Below are 24,427 nucleotides of genomic sequence, written 5' to 3' on the forward strand. Positions count from 1 at the left end.
CTATTGCGCCGTCGGCATCTCCGGCGCCGGATCTTGTCGACCCACCCGCGGACTTCGATCATCCGATATACGCTGCGCAGCCCCGCTCCACGGTGTGGGCCGCGCCGGGATACGAGGTTGGGGCGCCGTCGATGCGCCACCGTGGTGGGGCGGTGTCTCCGGGTTGCCATGTGCGACGTGATTCTCGACGATGTGGGTCCGGTCGTCCGATGGCCGCCGATCGTTCGGGGCCCCGCCGTTCCGGCTCGCAGTCGGTTTGGCACCGATCCGGCCGGAATCGGGGCCTGTAGCCGTGGCCGATCGTCCGCCGACTTCGGCGATATCGGAATTCGCCGGTTGCCGGTCCAGGTCGGTCGCACTGAGCCCGAGCAGGACCGCCGTGTCACGGTCCACGAGGTCCACGGTGAGCCCCAGAGCCTCGGTCAGCTGACGGCGCATCGCTTGCACCTGCACCGTGCCGACCGGCGCCACCGGTCCGGCGGCCGCCGAGCGCTTCAAGAATTCTGCGGCTGTGTCGATGAGACGACCGAGCCGCAGCGAACCACTCTTCTGGGCGACCTCGCGCAAGATGCCCAGCGGATCGTCCTCGAGCAGGTGAGCGAGTGGACCCGGAGAAAGCCCACCGAAGAGCCGGGTGAGTTGATCGGACAGTTCTTCGTCTCGCTCGGCCAGTTCCTCCCGGACTGCAGCCAGGCTCTGGTTCTCCGCCCGGGCCGGGACAGCGTCACCGAGCAGAGCCGCGGTGTAGTGATCCAGCCAGAGCCGTGCTCCGATCCACTGCACGATCTCTTCGACCACCGTAACGACCAAATAGGGTGCCAGTACCCCGCCGGGGATCAGCTGCTGGACGGCGGATAGCGCCGCCAGCAGGGGGCCCGGAACCACCGCATCCGGTTCCACATCCAACAACTGTGCCATTTCGGCGCGCGCTCGCCCCGTCTGCAATCCGGCCCGCAGCTCTCGCAGTACAGCAGCGTTGGGCGAGTGGGAGGAATCCCCGGTGCGCCCGCCGGATGCTGCTGGACCGGTCCCCTGGGGAGCACGGGCAGCCGACTGCTGGACCGAACCTGTCTCGGTACCGTCGAGGAGTCCTCGGCGGTGGGCCTCCAAGACCAGTGCCAGTCTGCTGCCGACCTCGAACTTGCCGTACAACTCGGCCATGAGCCGTCGCCTCGCGCGAACACCCAGCCCCAGGTCCGCTGCGATGGTCTCGTTCGACCTGCCTTCTGCCACAAGCCGGAGAGCATGGATTTCGATCTCGGACAGCTCGACCGTACCGTGAGGTTCACCGTCGTTGTCGAGCACACCGGCGCGCACTGCTGCCAGAACTGTCGACACCAGCCCTCGGGTGCGGAGTCCGCGCTCTGCACGAGCGAAGCAGCCGCTGACCGTGCTGGGCCGGACATCGAGAACTGCCGCGGTCGATTCGACGGAGTGGCCCAGCATGAACAGATGCAGAACTGCGGTCTCGAGTTGCCCCAATCCGGCGCCGGGATGATTCGCCATATGTCGGAAGACTTGCAGAGCGCTCGGCGACACCGCTGTCGTACCGTCGAGACCGACGCCCGGTAGGTCCTCGACCAGCAAGCCCAGCATCTCGACCTGGGTAGGTGACAACTGCAATTGCCCGGCGGATCGGCCCGGCCGCGCCGTATTCACGCCGGTCGCACCGTCGAGCTTCGAGTTCAGCCGCACGAGTAGCCGGTTGACCTGTTCCGAGGTGAGCTCGAGCAGGGCGCCGAGCGAGCGGGTCGGTGCGCCCTCGGCCACTGAGGCCAGGCCGGCAACCAGGCGCACGATATGCACCTCGACCTCGGACAACTCCGGATCGGTATTCGCCATGTCGTGGCCTGTGTACCGGACTGCCGCCTGCCCGGGCTCGGACCGGTGGGCAAGATCCGGGCCGACAGCCGCGTCATCGGATGATTCGGCCCCCGGCATCGCGGAAGCCTCCGGCGCCGACATCGTGGATGGTCGAGTCGTAGCGGCCGCAGCGGCAAGCGCCGGGTTGAATGCCGAGGGCGGGCGACGCACCTGCGCCTCTTGTTCATAGGCGTAGGCCATGGCCAACAATGATGCCTCGGAGAACGCGGTGCCGACCAGGGTCATACCGTAGGGCTGGCGACCGGCAGGGTCGTATCCGATCGGCACCGTGACGGCCGGGTACCCGGCTCTGGGCGCGATCACATAAGAGTAGAAGTGGGGATACAGTACGGCGTCCAGCCGGTTTCCGGTGAGCGTGGCATCGAACACGGCTCGGTAGGTGGCCACCTGGAGATCACGCCGGGTCAGGTACTCGGCGTATGCCGCCGGGTCACCCAGATCGATCGCTGCGGCCTGCTCGAACAGTGTTTGACCGTATCGGATCGCCCCTTCGTCGGCGTGTTCGATGTTGACTCGGATCAAGTCGTGGAGTGTCCGAATCGGTGCATCGGCCGGGAGCCGGGCGAAATAGCCCTCCAATGCCGGCTTGAACTCGTCCAGCAGAATTCCCGTGCCCAGCGCGGCGACATTGCCGACCGGCACGAGGGTCGCGCCTCGCGCGCGCAGAACGGTCTGGGCTTCAGCGAACAGGGCGAGCACATCGGCCGGTGAGGCCACCCCGGACAAACCTCCGGGAATGTGGGTCACCACCCCGATGCGCTTGCCGCGCAGAGCCTCCACGGAAAGTCCGGCCACATAATCGTAGCCCGCGACGGCGGCACCGGCCGCGGTTGCCGGGTCTTCCGGGTCCACGCCGGCCAGCACGGTCAGCATGGCCGCCGCGTCGGAGACTGTGCGCGCCATAGGACCGGCGCTGTCCTGGGTGACCGAAATCGGGATGGCACCGGTGCGGCTCGTCAAACCAACCGTCGGTTTGACACCGACCAGCGAGTTGAACACGGCCGGACTGATAATGGAGCCGAACGTCTCGGTGCCCACCGCCACCACCGCGAGCCCCGCCGCGACCGCGACAGCCGAGCCGCTGCTCGAGCCGAACGGATCCAACTCGGGGCCGTAGGGGTTGCGCACCTGTCCACCGAGCGCGCTGTAACCGTTCGGCATTCCGTCGGTCACGAAGTTCGCGAATTCCGTCAGATTCGTCTTTCCGAGGATTACCGCTCCCGCTTCGCGTAACCGAGCCACCAGAAACGCATCACGGGTGGGATAGGAATCACGCAGTGCCAGCGCACCTGCCGTCGTCGGCATACCCGCGACGTCGATATTGTCCTTGACCAGTACAGGAATACCGTGCAGCGGCCCACGCACACGGCCCGCCGCCCGCTCGGCATCCAACCGCGCCGCGTCCTGCAATGCTTGCGGGTTCACCGCCCGGATCGCGTTGAGCCGGGGCCCGCTCTTGTCCAAGGCCTCGATCCGGCGCAGGTATTCCTGGACCAACGCGACCGAGGTCGTTCGCCCGTCCTCCATCGCCTGCCGCAGCATCGCCACATCGGCGATCTCCAAGTCGAGAACAAACGATCCGCCGGGGCGACTGCCGATAGCGCGCTTGCGGTCCCCGCTCGCCTCGTCACTCATCGCGGCTGCCAGTACTCGACCATCCAATCCCTCGGACGCCTGCAGTGCGGCACCGTTGTCGGGCGGGGTCTCGACGTATGTGTCGGAAACCGGCCTCTCCGTCGGTTTGCTACCGATCCGGTCGGTCTCCCGCACCGTCGGCATACTGCGTTCGGCGCGCACCTCACTCTCTCCGGGCGGGCCGTCGAATTTACGGGGGAGGCCGGGGGTCTGGGCGGTGTCGAGGGTGTGTCCGGGCCGGGCGGTCAGGCTTCCGGTCTCGGCGGTGAAGTAGGCGGCGAAGAATTTATCGATGGCGGGGTTGTAGGCGGGTTCCCAGTCGTCGATGTGGAGGGTGCGGGGAATGCCGGGCTCCTGTTCGATGAGCGGGTCGGTGACGAACAGGTGGCCGGCGATGTTCGTGATGACCCACAGGTGCGCCTCGACAGTGTCGACAGCGGCGACAACGGCGGTATTGCCGTCCCGGGCCAGCAGCTTGTTCTTGATTGCCGCGATCGGGTCGGTATCGCCGACCGGACGCAGACGGCCCTGGATGGCCTCTTCCGCGGTGTCGGGGTCGGTGAGGTGGTCGGCGGGAATGACGGTGTTGTCGCTACCGTAAGCCCACAGGGTGGCGGCGGCATGAGCGACGCAACCGATAACGCGCAGCGTGATCAGTGCGTCGGCGATCGCATGATGTACCGGTGTGTTCCCGGTCAGCTGCGCCGCCAGTTCACCGATCCGTGCCGCATCCGCGGCCGTCAGTTGCTCGTGGAAGCGGCCGAGTGCCGCCGCGGCTTCGGCGAGTGGGGGATGATCCGGCCGTCGCTCGGCCGCATACCTGAGCGCCTCGGCCGCCGCGGCGAGCTGATCGAAACCGGTTGCTGTGCCTTCACTGCCGGTCAGGTTCCGCCGGCCGGCCGTGACCAGTTCTTCGACATAGTCGGCGGTGGCGGCGGCGAGGTTGTGAGTGGCACCCTGGCGCGCTCTTTCGTAGCTGATAGTGCGGCGATGCAGTCGCCGCAAAGCTTCGGTGGCGGCGCCGGCGGCGACGATGTAGTCGTCACCGTCCGGGCCTACCACATTCTCCTCACCAGGGTCCCGCGGACCGATATCCTGCACTTCGGCCACGATGAAGCTCGGCTCGTGGAACTCGCCGTTGTGTAGGTTCTGGTAGGCGAGGGGAAGCTGTTCGCGCGCCGCGGCCGGACTCCACTGTGGTGGCGAGGGGTCGTCGACATGTGCCAGTTCGAACAGTGCTGTGCTGAGGAGACCACGGTATCTGCTCAAGGACAGTTCGCGAAGCAGGCGGCGGAGTTTATCGGCGGTTGCGGACTCGCGACCGTCCGCCCAGCGGATTGACCTGGTCAGCTGAACCGATGCATCGGCCACTGCGGCAAGATCGGGCAATCGCGGGGCGATCTTCGTGAGCGTCTCGGCGATGTGCCCGAAAAGCATCCACGCTGTGTCGGCATGGAAGCTGAAACTGCAGAGTTCTGCCGCGGTATCCAGGGCCGCCCAAAGCTGCTCTCGGACTCCGGTGGCCAGATCACGGTCGGTCATGGGTTCCGCGGCGGTGGTGATTGCGTCCAGCCCGGTGGTTATCCGGTTCGCGGAGCGGAGCAGTTCGAAGGACTCCGGCGCGATGTGGCGATGTGCGCGCAGCATCTCGTCGGTATCTGCGCCGCCGGGTACCCACAATTCGTCGAGGTGGCGAAGTAGATCTTTTGCGCTCGAAAGATGGTGGTCGGCCGGTCGGCCGTCGAGCGTCGGCTCCCCGGGGTCGGCATTCGACAGCAGGCTGAGGGCGCGGATCGACTGCCCAGTTCCGCCGATCCGGATTGCGATATCGCTGACCTGTGTGGTGAACGCGGTAAGGGCTCTGAGGTCGGCCTGCCCTTCGGTAAGGATGGCGACACCGCTGAACAACGTATCGGTCGCGGCGGCGAGCGCGGTGGCTGCTGCAGACCAAGCCCGCAGCTCCTCGCCGAAGTCGAAAAGAGCGACGTAATCATGGATTTGGCGGCGGAGGCGGCGGATCCGGTGACTCAGGGAGCGTGCGACCGCGAACAGCAAGCGAGTCGAGTCGGTTATCTCGGTGACCGGTACTGCTTCCCCACGGCGCAGGCGTAGGAGCTGTCCGTCGAGCCGGGTGCGGACCGGATCGAGCAGGGCGATGGCTTCCGCGTCGGTCAGGCGTTCCAGCCGGTTCGACAGCTGGTCCGAGGTCGACTCCGGTAGATCGACAACTATCGGATGGGTGTCGATCAATTGATCGCCGCCGGCCGACTCGTCCGGGGAAGCCGGGCCGGAACCGGAATCCGATCCAGAAGGAAGCAGCCCGCCCTGCGCACGCAGGTCGGTCAGTATCCGGTCCAGCTCGTCGCCGACGTCACCGCCCGTCCTCATCTGGACCAGGGTCGTTTCCGCAATACGTTGGGCTCGAAGGTAACCGGCTCCCACTTCCAACTCGTCGGCCAGCATCGTGTGTAGCTTTCCGACGAATTCCACGGCCTCTCCGAGGTTCCGGTGCGGCAAACGCTCGGCGACGGTGCGCAGATCGTCGCGCAGCCGGCCGATCAGTTCGACACCGGCGCCGACATCGCGGGTTCGAGTCAGGTAGTACCTCGCGACGCTGATCATTCCGGCCAAGTGGGTTGCCGCCGCGGCGGCGAATTCCGCATCGGTGCCGTTGCGGGCCCGGTCGAAGGACGCCGTCCGGGCTGCGTGGGTGCGGACGGCCGCCGCGAGATCTTCTCCCGGCCGCTGGGCTGCCCGGAGCCAGTCATCGATGTACTGGGCTCGGCCGGTCAAGGAGGTCGCGCGCGTTTCGGGCATCGCGAGCTGGTGACCGGCCGCTTGCACAGGTGCGTGATGCGTGGCGGACGGTTCGGCATCACCGGGAGCACTGTCCTCGATACCCCAGGGCACCTCGGCGAACAACCGTTGTGTCATCTCGGCGGCCCGGTGTGCCCGTACGACGAAATCGTCCAAGGACCTGGGCCAACCGGTGTACCGGTCCGGATCATCGAGAGTCCCCAGACCGTTGACCACTGCGTCCGCGGCGGCGGCCATGGACCGGAAGAGGGGGAGGCGGTCCAGCAGGTAGCGGGCGGTGCGGAAGAGAGTCGCGTAATCGGTGCCGGAGTCCGTTTCGTCGAACCGGAACCAGAGCTGATGGTTGAGCGCAGACAATGAGCGCAGCGCCGTCACGAGATCGCGGCCCGGGCCGGGGTCGCCGGCGCGCAGCCTCTGAACATACCCGTTGACGGTGGCAGTCAAACCGTCGAGCAAGCGGTGCGCCTGGTCTTCGGGCAGGTCACGGACCCGGGCCAGCAGGTCCGCGATCGAGGCGTCGCGGGAATCGGCAATCCATCGACTCACCTCGGGGGAGGCCGAAGCGGGCCGAATGTGCTGTGCGGTAGGCGGTTCGACGGCGAGACCACTGTCCGCGAGCGAGAGTTCTGCCGGTGGTGCGTTGGTGGCAGTGCGCGGTGCGGGTCTGAACGGTGGGGTACTCCATTGGGCAGCAGGCGGTGTTGTCGGAGAGATAGCCGCCAGCGGCCGACGCCTCACATCGACAGTGTGCCCTGGTTCGAACCTCCCGCCAGGCCCGGTATGCCTCCAGACCAACATGGATAGCGCATAGGCAGCCCACCATCCGTTGTCGGCGAATCTGATCTGCCCCACGGTCAGGCGCCCGACTGCGGCCGCCCGCGCCAATCGCACCGTATCGTGCACAACCCGCTGGACCTCGAAGAACTCGGTGAGTACCAATCCCCCGGGCAGCGCCTCGGCCAGCGGTTTGCCGACGATGTGGTTGATCCACTCATTGTCATAGGCACGGATCCCGAACCGCGCCATCTCCCAGTCCACCGCCCGCATCTCGGTTTCGGAGATAACCAGCCGGCCGTCGACGAGCGTGAACAACAGATTCCCGGCGTGTGGATCGCCGTGGATGATCTGGAACTGATCCCGATCCAGATACCAGGACTTCGCCACGATCGCCTCGAACGGATCCTCCGGCACCTCCAACCGGTCGAAGATCGGCCCGAACTCTGCCCGCAGCGACTCCCAGAGTGTGCGCTTCTCCGCCACGAGCCGGCGGATGAACCGCCCGGGGTCGCCCTCACCGGCCGGGACGCGACGCAGCTCGCGCTGAATCTCCGCGATGCCCGCTCGCAGCTGGTCGATGGGGATTCCGGACAGGTCCGCGACGTTGGTCGTTTCGTCGAGAAAGCTGTGAATCTGCACGGTGGCCCGGCTGCCGTCGGGAAGTTCCACATCGTGCAACACCCGGTACACGCGTGGAACGTTCTGCACACCGTGCCGCGCCAGCAGTTCGAGGATCTTCCATTCGGCGGCCACGCGTGCATCCATACCGTCCCCACCGGATTTCGCGATCCGAACCATGAACCGGCCGGTTTCGCGGTCGCCGACCGGAATATTGAGGTTCCAGCTGCCCGCCATTGCCGCGGGCACATCAGCGAATGCGGCGTCGATCATGCGCCGCGCCGTGCCCTCGTCGAGTTCGACTCCGTCCTCGCCACCGAGGAAGCGATACTCCTCTCTCGGAAGCAGCCCTGAAATCTGCGGCACGGCACCGGCCTCCGTAACCGGCGCTTCGATGCCGACGACATCGGTCTTGCCGCTCGATTCGGACGAGCGTGCCGCGGCGATTGCGCCCGCAAAGCGCGTGAGTGCCTCCTTCAGGTGGCCGTGGTCCGGAGTGGAGGGCTCCTCTCCATGCCAATAGGTGCGCGTCAGCAACTCGGCCTGTTCTGGTTCGAGGGTGGCCAATGCGCTATCCCACTGTTCGCGAGTCGCCTGCTCTACGGCCTCGAGCCAAGCATCGGGAATATGTAGGCCCCGGTCCGCGGCGGTTGTCGGGTAATCGGCCAGCTCGACGAGCTTGATCAGGACCGCCTGCCGCCACCGGGCGAAGCGAACATGCTGTACCGCGGCCACTTCGGCGTCAGCGCGTAGCCGCTCCGGCGTGGCGGTCGGCTGTCCGGCCACGGCCGCGACGATAGTACGTGCGGTAGGGAGGTCGCCGACAATCCGATAGATCTCGTCGACCAGCTGTTCGTCCGGTTCGAGCAAGGCCCGCGCGCGTGATCCGGCCCGCCCGTTGGCGCGTGCAGATCCTGTACCCCGCTGATCGTCGGCGAAGAACTCCGAGGGGTCGTCCGGCCGACCGGGCCGGGCACCGATCGTGCCCGGTGACCGGCGGCCCGGCCCGTCCTGTGCGGGGGCAGCGGACGGCCGGGTGAGTGGTGCGCCTACGCCGTGACCGTCCGACCCATCGTCGGGGTCGTTCCCGGTTGGTCGGCCAGTGATTTTGCTGCCGCGTTGCGGCCGTGGCGCTTTGGGATCTTCGGGGGAATCCTTGTTCAGGTCCTCGCGTGTTCCATCGGGATTATCGATCAGCTGGTAGACGAAAATCTTCTTCGCATCGGCGAAGTCCTCATCGAATTTCTCGGCGGTCCGGACGCGGGGGATTTCATCGTCCTTGTCCACTTGGTTTATATCGTAGAAGACGGTGGTATCACCAGCGATTTCGGCAAGAATCAGATGCATCTTCTTCTTGCCGTAGTCGACGAGAATGTAAGTCTTGCCGTCGGCATTCTTATCGGCGATATCGACGACCTCTTTTTTGACATCATCAATCTTCTTGGCGTCGATTACGATGGGCCGGGCGCCGTCCACCAGTTTCTCGAATCTGGACAGGTCGTCCTCTTTGCCGATTTTTGCTCGCAGATCGAGAAAATCTCGGAGCTTTTCGAGTTTGTTCCGGTCGTCATATGAGTTGCGGTTCGGGTCGGGAATCAGGGTAGCGATTTCCGCTGTGCGGTCGAGGCACTCGTCGTCGCGTCGTTGGTTGACACGGGGAGACATACGGCGTGGGCCGAGGATTTCGAGGTCGTCAAGTGGTACCGACAGGTTGCGGTCGGGCAGGGCGAGGGGTGAGAGCTTGCCGTCGACGCGTTCGAAGCAGGCGATATAGGCTTCGGCCCCGTCGATGTCCTCGATCGCGCGGAAAGACGGTTTCCATCGTTCGCGGGTGCGAACCCGCGGTACGCGCTGGTCGTCGGCATTACGCTTGTTCGGCTTCCGGAGGTCACGGTTGTCCGGTTCGGGGACCGTGACGTCGAAGATTGTGGCGCCTTCGCCACCTGTGTCGGTGATGAGGGAGGGCCGGACATCGTCGCCGTCGACGACGAGGAGAAAGACGGTATCGACCCGGTTGTTCGGATCTTCGACGAGGTCGAGGACGTGAGCGAGAGGGTCGACGGTGTCGGGATCGAGGTGGGTTTTGGTGAATTGGGTCAGGGCGGCGTTCTCGTTGGTCGCGGAGTCGGGCGTGATGGCCGCTCGGAAATCTCGTACAGTATTTCGACCTTGTTTCGGTTCGGTCGCATTGTCGAGGCCGAGCGCGGTGGCGACTGCGGCGACCTGGTGGATGCCGTCCAACATTTTCGACCGTCTGCGTCGTCGAGAGTAGGAATCGGTGGCGCTCGCGATGGTATATGCACCGAGTGCCGAGCTGACGGCAATGCCCATGGATTGGCCCCCCATCAGCGCAACTGCGGCACCGCTGAGCCCCCAACCCAACTTATGTGCAGCCTGCGTCTGCACCTGGCTGACGCCGCTCGCCGCTGCGAAATGTTTTGCCGGGATAGATTTTCTGGTGTAGGCATTGAGCGGTATCCCGGCAGCACCTTGGACTATCCATCCGGCCGCAAGTGCTGCCGACGACAGAAAGACGCTATCCGACGCGGCCAATACGACCGAGGCTCCGGTCAAGGCCGTCATTCTCGTGAGGCGAAATGTGTTCAAGCTGAATTTTTGCAGCCATCCATCCGGCACTCGGTTTCCGAGCAGGGCAGCGCTGGGAACCAGTGCAAAAGCCGCACCCTGCTGGAATCCGCTGAGACCGGAACTGAGAACCAGGTCCGTGAATTGTATTCCTTGTATTCCCAAGTACAGATTGGTGACCATATAATGCACGCTGATTCGCCGCTGTTCACGGGGGCGGTAACGTTCTCGAATGCCGTTGGATACCGAATTGCGCAGTGCGCGCGCGATCGTCTCGTCGCTATTTCGAGTGGGCGCATTATCCGGCATATGCTTCAGTGAAGCCAAATTCTGGATACTGAATGCCAACCCCAGGGCCGCGGCCGGCCAAGTGTCGGCAATCAGCAATAACGGTGCGGCGCTTTGCGATATAATTCTGGGGACGTTCATTTTGAGGTTGTTGAAGCGGGCCACCGCGTCTTGTGAGCCTTCGAACGCCACTTTGAAGTACTTATTGGAGGCGGCGTTGTACACAATGCCGCCAGCCATTGTCAAGGCAATCGATCCGGCAACTACAGGGACGGTGTACGAAGTGTCGGCGGCCAGGGCGCCGGTCGCGGCCAGCCACCCCAATGCAGATGTGATACCACCACCGGCCATCAGCTTCTTCCGTGAGTAGTTGTCGGCCATATATCCCGCGATCAGTGGACCGACAAACGCCGGTGCACTCGCGCCCATCATGATCCAGCTGCCGGATTCCGCTCCCATTTCATTCACCATGTACAACATGAATGTCGCGCTGCCCACATCGGCACCGACCGCGTTCAGGAACTCGGCGCTCATACGACGTCGAGCATCGGCGTCGGTGCGAAACAACTGTGATAGCGATTTGCTTTTTGTATCGTCCTCCTTGGTTCCGGTGGGTTCGGCATTCGAGAGATTCGCCTCGGCGGCGGGTACCGAAGTGCTCGGCGATATCGCCGAATTCCCCGATTGTTCGGGATTCTGTGCTTGCTCGTCCGGTTGTTCGGGTTTCGGGGTGGCGGCCTGCTCTGCTTCCTGATCCGGGGACGGCTTCTGGTTTTCGGGTTCCTCTTGTCCGCCCAGGGGGCCGCCGCCACCGGTGGCATGCAGGACCGCGAGCTCTCTGATGTCGGTGGTCAGTTCCGCTGGGCGGATCCTGTCGTCCAAGGGACGGTCTTCCCCGGTGGGGTTGCGACCCCACTGCGTCTCGCGATTGTTTGCCCCGGGGCCCGGTTCCTCGGACCGTGGCCTCGCACCGATGCTGTCGGAGCGCGGACGCCCTGTGGACTCGTCGGGCAATGATGCGGTACGTGCGTCGCCAGGCGTGCCGGTCTTCGCTCGGCTCCAGGGCGACTGTGCCGCCGGATCGGGTGTTTGTACCCGATTCATCGTCCGCGGCCGGTCCGCTGCCGGCCGGGAGGTATTGCCGCCCTGCCGCGGTGCCGGTGCCGAGGTCTGCTCGGCTCGCGTTGGCGCGGCGGCGTTCTTGCTCTTGCGGGCACGCTCCTCGGCATGCAGTGCGGCCAGGCGGCCTCGGTCGGAATCCCCGACCTTGCGCCGCGCATCGGCCAGCACTCGTCGTACCTCGTGCTCGGACATGCCGGAATCGGCGGCGATCTCGGTATGGGTTCGCCCTTGCCGCACCTGTCGCAGGACAGCTGCCTCCGTCGGGGACAAGCGCTGTGCGAGCGTCTCGTCGCGGCTACGTCCGGCGGTCGTATCGGATATCGATGCGGCGAGCCGGGCGAGAGCTTTCTCGTCGAACGTATCGAGCACGCCCACGATTCGCGGCATGGCCGTGACCAGAGTGGGCGACCCGATATCGGGCAGCGCACGGTTGACATGCTCATCGACCGTGCGGGGTGAGAGACCGAACATCCTCGCGATTTCGCCTCTGGTGCGTCCGCGCGACAAATGCGCGAGCACGACGATCTGGCGCGGCGTCAGCCGCTTGCCGAGGTCGGCCAATGGCGATCGTGGCTGCACCAAACCGCGCCGCGCGGCTTCGGCGGCGATCAGATAGCGCTTGTTCGCGATGCCGAGCGCCGCGGCCACCTCCCCGACATACTTCGATGCCTGCTGCCCACCCAGTGCCTCGGTGATCCGCGCGTTGTCCCACCCATCGGTGATCCACCGCAGTACCCGCAGGTGGTCCCCGCTCAGTTGCGGTTCATCAGCGGCATTTCGGCTCGGCGTGGACGCGCCGGTCACATCGTCGGGGTTCACAGTCTGGACCGATGCCCGCTCGGTGGCCTCCGCATCGAAGTATTCGGCCGGCTGGGCGGTGGGGCGGGGATCCTCGGTCGACGGGCCGGTCGTGGGCTCCGCCTGCCCGGGTCTACCCGTGGTCTGCGCATCCGCCGCCCGCCGCTTGGTTCGCGACCACGGAGAGTGTGTGGGCCTCGCGCCGATGGCAGGATCGGTGGGCTCGTCGGACAACTCTTCGACCAAGATCCGCCCGGACAGATCGATGTGCACCCGGCGCACCGCGGCGAGGCCTCCCTGCCGACGGACATCCGCCGCCCCCTCGGTCGCGTCCAGGTAATCCTCGGCACGGGTGAAGAAAACGACAACATCGCCGCGGCGTTGCACGCCGTTCGACGACTGGGCGATCTCGGCGATCGCCAACTGTTCCGCCGAAGCCAGGGCCTGCCGCAGTTCTGCGGCTATCGACGCCTCTGCCTCGTTGATCCGCCGCATATCCGATGCGGCGACCTCGGTCCCGGCATTCCTCGGCTCGACGAGACCCAGCACAGCCGCGCCGCCCTCGGTGCTCAGCTCGTCGCGAACCGCCTCCAGTCGCCGCATGCGCTCGTGGGCCAAATCGCCCACGTTCTGAATCTGTCGTGCCAGTTCGCCGGTCGGGACATGAGCATATTCGGTGAAAAACACCCCTGACGGACTGTCGGCCGGGCCGGTGGAGTCGGGGTCGATGCCGAAGGACAGGCCGCGCTGCCGATCGACCAGGCGCGCGAACTCGTCCATCGCGAAAGCCACACCGTCGGGGACCTTGGATGATTCCGGCCGGGCGCGCGCCGCATGCGGGGCGGCGTCCGGCTGGGAGCGCCAGGCTCGCGCGAGCTTTGCGGCCGGGCCGTCGACGGCAATCGACGGACGCGGCCGCGACGGTGCCGGAATCGGGCCGCGATCTGCGGCTCGCCGCCGCGCAACCTCGTTGCGGCGGTGGGCGTCACGCCAGACCTCGACCGGTGAAAGTCCCCGCAGCAGCGCCTGCAGGGCATACGCGGGATGGGTGAAGTCCGCAGGTGCGGCGGCGCCGAAAGCGAGGCCGGCCTCGGCGATCGCTTCGGCCGGGTAGAGTACGCCGCGGTCACCCAGGCCCGGCATCGGCCAGCCGTCGGGTCCGAGTGCGGTCTGCTTGTGATGGGCCATATCGCGCAGGATTGGGGCATGCCGCCTCGGGTCCCGAGTGATCTGTTCCGACCACGTTGCGAATAGTGCCGACAACGGATACTTTCCGTTCGGATACGCGCGCTCGAGCCCGGACAGGTCGATGTCGAATCCAGGCTTGTCCTTCGGTTGGTTCAGCCAGTGCTGGAACGCTTCGTAGATGTCATCGTCACGGTTTCGCTTCTTCTTTGCTCTGCTGTAGCCGGGCAGCTGGTCCAGCCAGTCTTCGAAACTGGTATCGGCGGATATTGCCGGGAAATCGCCGAGGTTCGCCGAATCCTCATCCGTCCACGTCCCGAACTCGGCGTTACGGCGGGCACTCCCGGGGTGCTTCAGGCCCTCGAAATATGTCTGCAGGAACCCGAATGCCCTGGCTCGTCGTGTCTTCAACTCGTCGGAGGGAACCGCACTCGACACCGTACCGTCTCGATGATGTGCAATTTCATGCCGGACCGTCGCGTAGGTTCGGTCGCCGATCGGATCGAGCAGGTAATTCTCCCGCTTCACCCTGGCGGGTTTCTCCCCGGCTCTCGTGTTGCCGGTGACACTCCGCTCGTTGACGAAGATCGTACGTACATCGGGAGCGAATGACGGCCGGAAGGCCCTGCCGTCGACGGCCAACGGCACAATGGCGATCACATCGAAGCCGACATCCCGTCCGGGGGACAGCGACGCCAACAATGCTTTTCGTTCGGCAAGTGACGAATCGATCGTGATTCCGTGCTTGTACAGCTCGAACATCTCGTCGTACTCGTCGATGATCGCGTTGCGGATCGACAGTGCGGAAGCAACCGGCACTTTCTCCAGGCCGACCACGTCGATGCCGTAGGTGTCGAAGATCTCGTGCGCGATGGCGCGGGTGATGCCACGTGCCGTCAGCGGGTCGTAGTCCGGCAGCCGGGTCTCGTGCGCAGCGTGGCTCGCCTCGTCGTCGGGTACGCCGTTTGTACGGGGGGTCGCCGGTGAGGCCGCTTCGGCGCCGTCGGTGATTTGTGGGCGATCCAGTCGAACCTGATGCCAGACCCGTCCATCCGGCAGCGGCTCGGCGGTGTCGAGATCGATGCGGCCGTCCACAGCGGACAGGCCGCGGCGCAGCTCATCGACGGTCAGGCCGGGATCGGAATCGGCAGCATCGAGGCGGGTGTATTCCAGCTGGGCGAACAGCCGGTGCCGACCGTCGGGGTCCTGGGTGGAGGTGAGGACGAAAAGACGGTCCTGGCCGGCGACTGTCATGGTCAGTTCGGCCAGACGCGCGGCCGCGGCGACAATGTTCTCGGGTGCCGGTTTCGAGTCCTCCGCGGGGAGCCCGGCCGCGACCGCGGCGGCCAGTGCGGCAGGGCTCGCTACATCGGCGCCGGAAACGACCAGCTGCCAGCGGAAGCCGCCGTATTCATCGCGCATCTCCAAGGCATGCAACCGAGCATCACGCTCAGCATCCTGCAGGCCGTAGCCCGGGTCGGCCTGCAATCGCCCGGCAATCTCCAGCGCCTTCGCCGCGTGGTCGCGACGCATGTCCCGGTTGTCCGTCGACCGCCCCTCCGGCGCCCGGTCTCCGGTGTGGGGGTGGGTGACCGCGGCGCGCTCGCGCAGGTGATCGATGAGCGCCCGGCGATCGGGAATATCGTCCGCGCCGGACCGTTCGGAGTGCAACCAGCGCAGCACCGCGTCCGGCTCCGACAACGCCTGCATGCCGCGCGGTCCTGCGGGCTCGTGCGCCGGCCTGCTGCCGATCCGGTCGGCGGTGCGTTCCGGCGCGTCGACGGGCCCAACGAGGTAGGCGGATTCCGCGACCTGGTAGCCGTTGAATGTCGTATCCGCCGGATCGACTCGGACCGGGGCCAGGTGCGGGCGGATTCCGTCGAGGTGGTCGAAAAGAGCGGGTCGATTGGTCGCCGCCATACCGCTGCGCTGGTCTATGACGATTGCGAGGCGACGTCCGAGGGCGGCGGCGACGCCGTGTGCCCAGTCGGTGAACGTGCGGTAGAAGTCATCGACGGAGACCTGGTTGATGTAGTTTTCCAACGGATTGAGCCCGCGCACCAAGAGCAACGGCTCACCGGATGTGCTGGTGGTCTCGATGAGAAGGACCGCACCCACCATTCTGGCACGGTCGGGGTCGTCAGGGTTGCGCACCATGATGACGGCCGTCATATTCGGCATCGTCTCGGCAATCGAGCCGTATCCGCCGCCCCAGCAGGCATTGGCAATCTGCCCTGACAGCTCGAGCAGCGGCCCCCGTGTCGGGACGAATCGCAGTGGCGTGGTGTCGCTCGCGACGCCCACTCCCTGCGCGCGGGCTATCGCCTGCTCGAGCGCGATCGCGCTGGTCATCCGGCGGAAGGTGCGGGCGTGTTCGCGTTCCGAGAAATACTGCGAGAACACGTCCTGGTTGGTGATGTGTTCGACGAATTCCCGGACGAGGACGATATCCTCCAGGACAGGCTCGTCCGGATTCAGGTCCCGTAGTCGGTCGATCCATCCCGGATGCTGTTGCATCGCCCAGGCGAAACAGATCGTCCGCAGGTGGTCGTGCAATTCACCGATTCCGGCCAATCGCGCGAAGTTCTGCTCGAAGTCCCGGAGTGAACGTAGTGACGGATATCGATTCGCACTGTGTGCGTCCGCTGCGACGAGCCCCCGCAACTCCTGTGCCAGGGCTCCCATCTTCCGGCGTGCCACCTCGTTCAGTGGAGCGCCATTGGTCAGAGTGCCCGAAGCCAGCGAACGTTCCAGCGTCGTCACGTACTCGGCGATGCCGTCTCCGAGCTCATCGAGCAGATGGGTGATCGGCCGCCGCACGCTGGTCATCGCCGACTGAGCGTCCCGCACATTCTTTGCCAGGCGCGCGTAACGCGCCCGCAGGTCCTCTGTCCATTGCGGAGCCGACGCGGTGCGCAGTTTGGCGACTTCGACCACATCGCTCGGTTGGTAGGCCGTGGGCATCGCAGCGACCCGCCCGTTGGCTTGTGCCCGCTCGTGGTCGGCGAGCAGCCGACGCAGCGAGGGTATATCACCTGGGTTCCACTCGGATATCTCGTAGTGGGTGACGCCCATCAGCAGACCGGCGAGAAAGTCGGAGGAATGAATTTTCGCCAAGGTCTCGCTCGGCAAGCGCGCCCTCGTCACGTCGGCGAGAAAGTCGCGAACGACGGTTTTCAGTTCGGGCAGCACAGTTTCGCCGGTACCGTGCAAGCCGAGTGCTGCTCGCTCTCGACGTCCGTGCTCGCTATCGCTCATGATGGCACGCAGGGAACGCACGAGCTCCTGCGTTACCTCCGGGATCAGATCCATTGCTGTGCGCAGCACCGGCGGTCGCCGTTTCGGGGACAGTGCCGATATCAACTCGATATATCTTGCGAAGGCGAAACTATTGGGATGCTCGATGTAGATATCTTCCACATCCTGCAATTGCTGCGCGGTGAACTTCGCACCGTCGAGGAATCTCGTCGGAATATGGCCGAGTCGTCCCGACCGCAGAGCGGCATCCGCCAGGATTTGCTGGATGGCATCGCGAGAACAGTCCTCCTGCGTGGCCAGGAACTTCCACGCCTGTTGGGAGGACGCCAGCATCGCGCCGCGGACTTCCTCGGCAGTGGGCGCGCCGGATTCCGAATTCCACGCCACATAATCGAGAATCGCCTTCAACAGCAGAGCGTCCAGAGCACCCGCGGGTATATCGGCGATCCGCTGCAGCTCCCGGCGCAACCCGTCGAGATCATCGATGCGCGGATGCTCCAGCCTGCCGCGCGCATGAATCGCGAAATCGCCGTTGTTCGCATCGACCTTCCGCAATGCGGCGCGGGTCTCGGCCCTCGCCAGGAACTCCACCCTCGCGTCGAGTCTGTCGACAGTCCAACCAGGAGTGTGCACGACATCGGACAGGACCTCGGTGCCGATCGCGGTCGTGAGCGCGTCCAGGATCCGGGGATGGGTAGCGAGAGTGAGGCATAGCTGCTGGGTGTGCAGCGGGTCAGCGAACAGATTGGTGCCGCGGGAATCGGTGAAATCTTCGGACATGCGCATGAACTCGGCCCACTTGGCGAGTTGATCGAAGAACTCGACAATATCGTCGTGCTCGGTCGCTGGCCGTGCGGCCACGTCGCGAACCAGACGTTCTACGGCGTCCGTGCCGAGCGATAGCCGGGATCCGAATCGCGCGATTTCCCCGACCGCGTCCGCAGGCTCGGGCACCTCGTCATACGTGCGATAGGCGGGCAGGAAGGTATCGACGAACCTCGGATGCAACCGATCCTTGGTTTCCTCGAACTCGAGTTCACCCTTCGTCAGCCACCGGGCGTCGGTTATCCGCCCCTCCCCGACACCCGCGGCGAAACGCACCGACGCCTCGATTGTCGCGACGCCGTCATCGGTGAGTCTCGCCGAGCCCGTCGTACGCACATTCAACGCCACCGTTTCCGCCGCCGACGGGGACCGCCACTGTCCCGGTAGGCCGTCGTCACCGACGGGTTCCTTGACCACCAGGAACCGCTCGACACCCGTTGCGTCGACATGTCTGACCAGCACACTCCGGGCGTCGAGCCCACCGACGTTCTCGGCCGCGGCGGCCCCGTGCGGAAAGGTCACCCCCAAGGAGCTCGGTGGTGTACCGAAAATCTGCGCCAGATTCCGGTCCAATTGTGCTGTGGCAGCGGCGGTGTCGCTGCCGCCGAGTAGCGGCACGGTGATCTCTGCGAGGCGCTGTGCCGCCCTCATCTCGTCGAGGCATTGCATTCGCCAGGCAAGGCGTACGAGCCGGTCGGCGTCGACGAGTACCCCCGCCTCGGTCAATCCATCCAGCACGGCCGGTAGTTCCGGCCGCAAGGCCGACGACAACGGTTGGCCTGTGACATCACTCAGCCGTTGCGCAAGATCGCGGTACTGCCCCCCGAGCCGGTCTCGATAGCGCCGGTACGCCCCCGCGCCCGTATTGTCCGCCGGTCTGCTGCCGATGCTGTCATTCCCGGCTCCGGTCGGATCTCCCGCATCGGCATGCCCCAGATCCAGCTCTTGGTGGTCACGACCATCGGTGCTCTGGGGCGTCGCGGCCGGAACGGCGGTGGGCATTTCCTGTCCATGCACCGCGGCCAGTGCGAACTCGCTGAAACTCGGTCCCGCCTCGTCGAATTCGAACCACATCGTGGTCGTGCCGTCCGAGCGGCGATCGATACCGAAGCGGTGGGCCATGTAGCGGAGCCGCTCCATGACAACGCTTTCGGAGTATTCGATGAGGGGGGTCGGCGTCACCGGGCCGACGTCGGATACGTCGAAGCGAAGTATTCGAGCCCCCCTGGTTCCCGACTTCGTCGCCGAAACCATCCCGCCATGCCGCGCATGTGTGTACATCGACACCAAGTTCGAACCGAGAGTCTCGGCGGAACGCGCTTGGTCCGCGTTGGCCCAATCGGCGACGAACTGGCGGATATCCGCGTGAGCGGCGCCGATGGCGTGCTGCCGGCCGGTCGAGTCCTGATCAGCGGCCGTGGTCAGCTGCAGTTGGTTTGTGCCGACCGGAGCGGTGCGGTCGGTGGGCGAGTGCGGCCCGCCGGGTTCCTGGTACCCGAGTTTTGTGGGCTGCGCCGGGGAGCGAGGGTCTTTCTGTGCCGCGTAGGTTTCCGGCGTGCCGAGGTGAAGAAGCACATCGGATTCCCACGAGCCGAATCCTCGGTCCGCGCCATACACCTCCGCCAGATCGGTGACGAAGGTTTCGCCCCCGAGGCCGAGGCGGCGTGCGACGTCGTCGACGACCTCCCGTATATCTGGTCGGCCACCCCACATCGCCACGGTGCGGGTGGCGAATCCCGCGTCGGTCAGTCGTTCCGCCAGTGAAATGCCATAGGCGCCGGTGACGCGCGACCACATCCGCTGGTGCCTGGTGAGGTGATCCAGGCCGACCAAGATCGCCATTTTCGCGCCCGGCACCCGCATGGTATCGGTGATGACCTGCGCCATGTGCGATTCGCGTACGTCACGCAGGGGCGACCCCTCCGGGGAGGATGGTTGTTCCACATCGAATGGAACGATGGTGATCCCGGCGGCGGCCATGGCCTTGACCGCGTCGGCCCAGTTGCCGAAGCCCGGACCGCATTGGATCTCGGTCAGGTCGACCTGCTCTCCCGCGTTCAGTGCGTCGAAGACCGGATTCGGAGGTGCTTCGATGCCGTAGTGGGTAACGCCGGCGGCCCGCAATGCAGCCGCCTGCTGCTCGAGGAATTCCCGTCCCGCCGGGTTGGTGTGGGTCTCGCCGAACAGCACGATCTGTGCGTCGGCGACCAATTGGGCCATATTCGCCGGCTGCCGGGCGAGCATGGTGTGTGCCAGCGATTGGATGAGCGGAGGATCCTCGGCGAACTGGTCGGCGAGCGTCGACTCTGCAGCGGCGGTGGACGACGCCTGCGCATCCGTTGTGGTGCCGGGTTGTGCCACGCCGACCGGCCCGCGAGGATCGGTGGGGATCAGAAGCCGGTCGAGTTCACCGACAGCGGCTACAGCGGCTCGATGGCGTTGTTCGGCGGCTGCGGCCCGCTGTTCCAGCTCGGTCGATCGGTCTGCGCTACCGGTCGCCTCCCGCATCAGCGAGGATTGCAGGGGTGACGGATCGAGGGCGCGTGGGTCCGGGTCGTAGGGGATGGTGTCGATCAGCGATCGGTACTGCTGGGAGTAATCCTTCGGTGACGTGTGCTCCAGCACGGTGATCAGCGCATCGAGCCAATCGATCTGTTTCACCAGCGATTCGTACTGCCGGGCCGCCCGCTCGAATTCGCGTTCGTCGGTGTCGTCGACCTCGTCCACATATTGGCCCGCGTCCCGCATGCGCTCGAACAATGCGGCGTACACCAGGTGTACCTGACCGACGACCGCGCCGTCGAGACGGGCGAGCATGCGGACGGCTTCTTCGTGGCGGCCGGTGTCGCGGGCCGCGGCCTCCACCGTGGCCGCGATCGAGCTGACGGTGGAAAGTGCCGATTGCCAGCGGGCTCCGGCTTCGGCATCGGCGCGGGTGCGCGCCATCGCGGCGGCGGCGTCCTCCATTTCCTTGACCGCGTTCGCGAATTCGATCAACTGCCGGGTCCGCTCGGTGGCGGGCGTATTCGCCTGCTCGGCCGCCCGCAGTTCCGCGAGGCGTGTTCGGATATTGGCGACCGGAATCGCGGCGGCCGACGGACCGTGGTTCGGTGACGGTCGACGTGCCGAGTCCTCCGATGGCCTGCTGCCGATGCGGTCGACACCGCTGTCTGCCGGGTTCGCCCGTTCCCGGCTCGTTGCGCCGGAATCCCGGTCGCTCGGTAGTCCGCGGACCGGCGCGTTCGTGCCGTCGAGCGCGGCGCCGGGCTCGTGTGTCAAGGGAGCGAGAACGCCTGCGGCGCGTTCGAAGTGGGCGAAGAACGCGCGGTCCACCCGGGGAAACGACTCTCGGAAGAATTGCTGCCAGGTTTCGCGGTCGCGGATTCGGGCAATGGTTTTGCCGCCCAGGGCGGGATCGGTTATGCGGGGGACATTGGTGTCGTGGACGAAGATGACGCCGTCCAGTTGGGTGACATAGAAGGCGTGCGCGATTCCGTCGCGCTCGACGACGAAGACCGAGCTGTGCCGCGGATTGCCGGGCTCGAGCAGGCTGTCGATTTCACGGTCCAGGCGCTCGGCAAGCGTCCTGTCGGCATCGACGAATTCGGCGAGACCGGTGGTGAGGCCGGTGACGAGGTCGTTCCAGCTCTCCGAGTCCTGATGCGGGATGAGCGCATCGTCGAGTCCATCGGCCCACGCGGCCCGGATGGTCGACCCGGCGCATGCGACGACGTGATCGGGTACGGCATCGGCCGGCTCGTGTGTGGCGGGGCGCAGGAATCGGCCCGTTGTGGTGTAGCGGGTGGTAGCGGGCTTGCGTGTCGTGCTGCGGCTGTGCGTGACGGCGACATCACCGGCAGGAGGTGTCGCATGGAATTCGACCGAATGCTCGATGGTGTTCTTGCCGTTGGCGAAGATGATGCGGCGGACCGCGACCGTACTCTCGGCGATCACGAGCTGCGTGCCGCGGCCGCCCTCCCGGTCCACAGCTTGCTCGTCGGCTGTCCACTTCGGCAGTTTCGCGGCGACGCCCGATGCGATGTCATTGGTGACCGTGAGGTGCACCTGGCGGTCATCTCCGAGACCTCTGATCGCCAGATCGAGGACTTCCTCCGGGGCCAGACCCGCCGACGAGGCGTTGCTGTACAGGTGCTTCTTCGCGTTGGTGACCAGTTCGCTCACCGCGCGCATGATGCTGTCGACTAGATCGCCGGAGATGTCCACATCGTATTCCAGCAACCGTGCCTCGACGGCATTGCGAATCCGGCGCACCTCCCGCTGGTACGGCGGTATCTCTTCGGGCTCGGATTCGCCGAACATCTCCATCAAGCGGTCGAGGTCGATCTCCTCCGAGCTTCGTTCGACCGCCGGCTCGGCGGCCCGCTCCACCGCAACCGGAGTGCGCCCCAGCCGCCACTCGACCCGCACATAGCTGTGGTCCCCCGTGATGTCGACAAGCTCAACGTGCACCGCGTCCGCATCCATCTCGGCCCGGAGAGATATCCGCCCCTGCCCCCACCGAATCGACGCACCGACAGCCGTGGCGATCTCCCGCACGTACGCCGGATCCGACCAACCCTCCAGCAACTCGACGATCTGCCGTTCCACCAGGTCGGCCTGTGCCTCGTTACCGGCAGTGAGGTCGTCGAACCGCAGGCCTGGATCATCCGTGAGCGCCGAAGCAAAGAAGTGGTCCTCGGCGGCATCCAGGTCGATCGGGCCGATCCCCAGTTCCCGGCCGAGGAGCCGGAAAGCGCGTCGGCTCGGGGTGCGTTCCCCGCGTTCGATCTGGCCGATATATTTCTCGGTCAGGCCCGTACGGTCTGCCACATCGGACCGTTGCAGGCGATCGTGATACCTCAGTGCCCTGAACCACAGTCCCTGCTCCGCGGAAGTATAGGCGGCCCGGTCGAGATCGAACCTCGCATCCGGGTAGAACCGTCCGGCAGCCCGAGCTGTCACGTCTGCTTCGATATTCAGTGCGTCGCACAGCGAAAGGAAGACAACTACTCCGGGGGCTCGTTCACCTGCTTCGATCGAGCGAAGGTGGATGGTGCTGATCCCCGCGGCCTCCGCCACCTCCTCGGGTGATTTGCCACGGTCGTAACGGAGCGCTCGGAGCCAGAGGCGTTTCTCCTCCGGAGCGTACGCATCCGGGTCGAGGCCGACCCGCACACCCGGGAAGAACCGGTCGGCGGCCGTATCGATGGCTTCGCGCTCGAGGCCCAACGCCTTACACAACGACAGGAAATCAACTACACCGAGGTCACGCTCCGCCCGTTCGACCGATCGAAGATGTTCGCTGTCGATCCCTGCGGCCTGCGCCAGTTCTTCGCCTGATATGCCATGGTCGTTGCGGTGCGCTCGGAGCCAGAGTCCGCGTTCACCTGCGGCGTATGCGGTTGGGGCGAGATCGGCTGTCGCTCCCGGGAAGAATCGGTCGGCGGCCGTGTCGATGGCTGCGCGTCCGAGGTTCAACGCCTTACACAGCGACAGGAACACAGCGGCCCCAGGGACGGTCGCGCCCTTACCGATCGAGTTCAGATATTTCGCGCCGATCCCGCCGGCCTCCGCCAACTCCTCCCACGACATGTCCCGGTCGTGAAGCATCGCCGAGAGCCAACGCCCCGGCGCGTCGAGGGGGTATGCGGTCGGTGCCAGATCGAAGTCGGCGTCCGGGTAGAAATTATGTGCAGCATCCACGAGTTCGGATCTCGGCACACCCAGCGCCCGGCCGATCTTCACGAAGAGTCCGGGCCGCGGACGCGTGCTTCCCTGCTCGATCCGGCTCATGGTGCTGCGATTGACTCCCACAGCTCTGGCCAGGTCGGCCGCGGTCATAGTCCTGCCGTCACGCCGGCCTTTGTCGTCACGTCGCGCAGTGATCCACGCGCCCCGCGCACGGTTCAACGCATTCGCGGTATTCGGTGACGACGGATCGGCCGAGCTCTCCGACGGCCGACTGCCGATGCTGTCCGGTGTGGATGTGCGTGCCCGGCTGGCCAACCGCTCCGCTCGTTTCGGATGCCAGTAATAGCCGAGCTCCGCGGCCGCCGCGAGAACTCTGCGGCCGCGCGGGGTATCCGCGCCGATCCGGCCGCGAAGTACGGCGCTCACCACCGGTTTGTGCAGGCCGGTACGTTCCGCGATGGCTGCTTGTGTCGGTTGCGCAGCAAACTGTCCGGGGACAAAACGATCGCCTGCGAATCGACCCGGAGTGAATCTGGTCGCGATGAAATACGGGTCGATGGCCTGTTGCAGTGCTGGTGCGAGCGGTTCCCCGTGGGGCGTGTAGCCCAGCCATTGCGCCGCGGCGAGAACTCGTTGCTCCTCCTCCGAATATGTGGGGTCGGTACGGCTGAGGGTGACGTTGACCGTATCCCGATGAACTCCGGCAATTTTCGCGACGTCGGCCTGAGTGGCCGGTTTGGCCAATTCTCGACTGGTGCACTCGAGGAACAGTTCCGCCGATCGTGCGACATGGCGGTGGGGTGGGTGGTTCGAGTCGAATCGCTGGAGGTAGGCGGTCACCTTCTCCCGCGTCAGATCCGCTGGATGCACGTCCATTGCACTGGCCAGGATGGTGCGGAGCGCATGCACATACTCGACGTCGACCTCGCGGCGGATATGCCGC

General features: G+C 65.6%; 1 protein-coding gene (cut by a window edge). It reads right to left on the reverse strand.

Annotation, left to right across the window (positions count from 1 at the left end; all coding sequences use genetic code 11):
• A protein-coding gene (locus tag NS4_RS19360) for an amidase family protein (RefSeq protein ID WP_063060937.1) crosses the window boundary here: on the reverse strand, positions 1–24,427 show its 3' portion. Its footprint extends 9,413 nt past the window's final position; the window shows 24,427 of its 33,840 coding nt (coding positions 9,414–33,840); its start codon lies beyond the right edge, outside the window; the stop codon is at positions 1–3.

Source organism: Nocardia sienata NBRC 100364 (genome assembly GCF_001613205.1).
Classification (GTDB): Bacteria; Actinomycetota; Actinomycetes; order Mycobacteriales; family Mycobacteriaceae; genus Nocardia; species Nocardia sienata.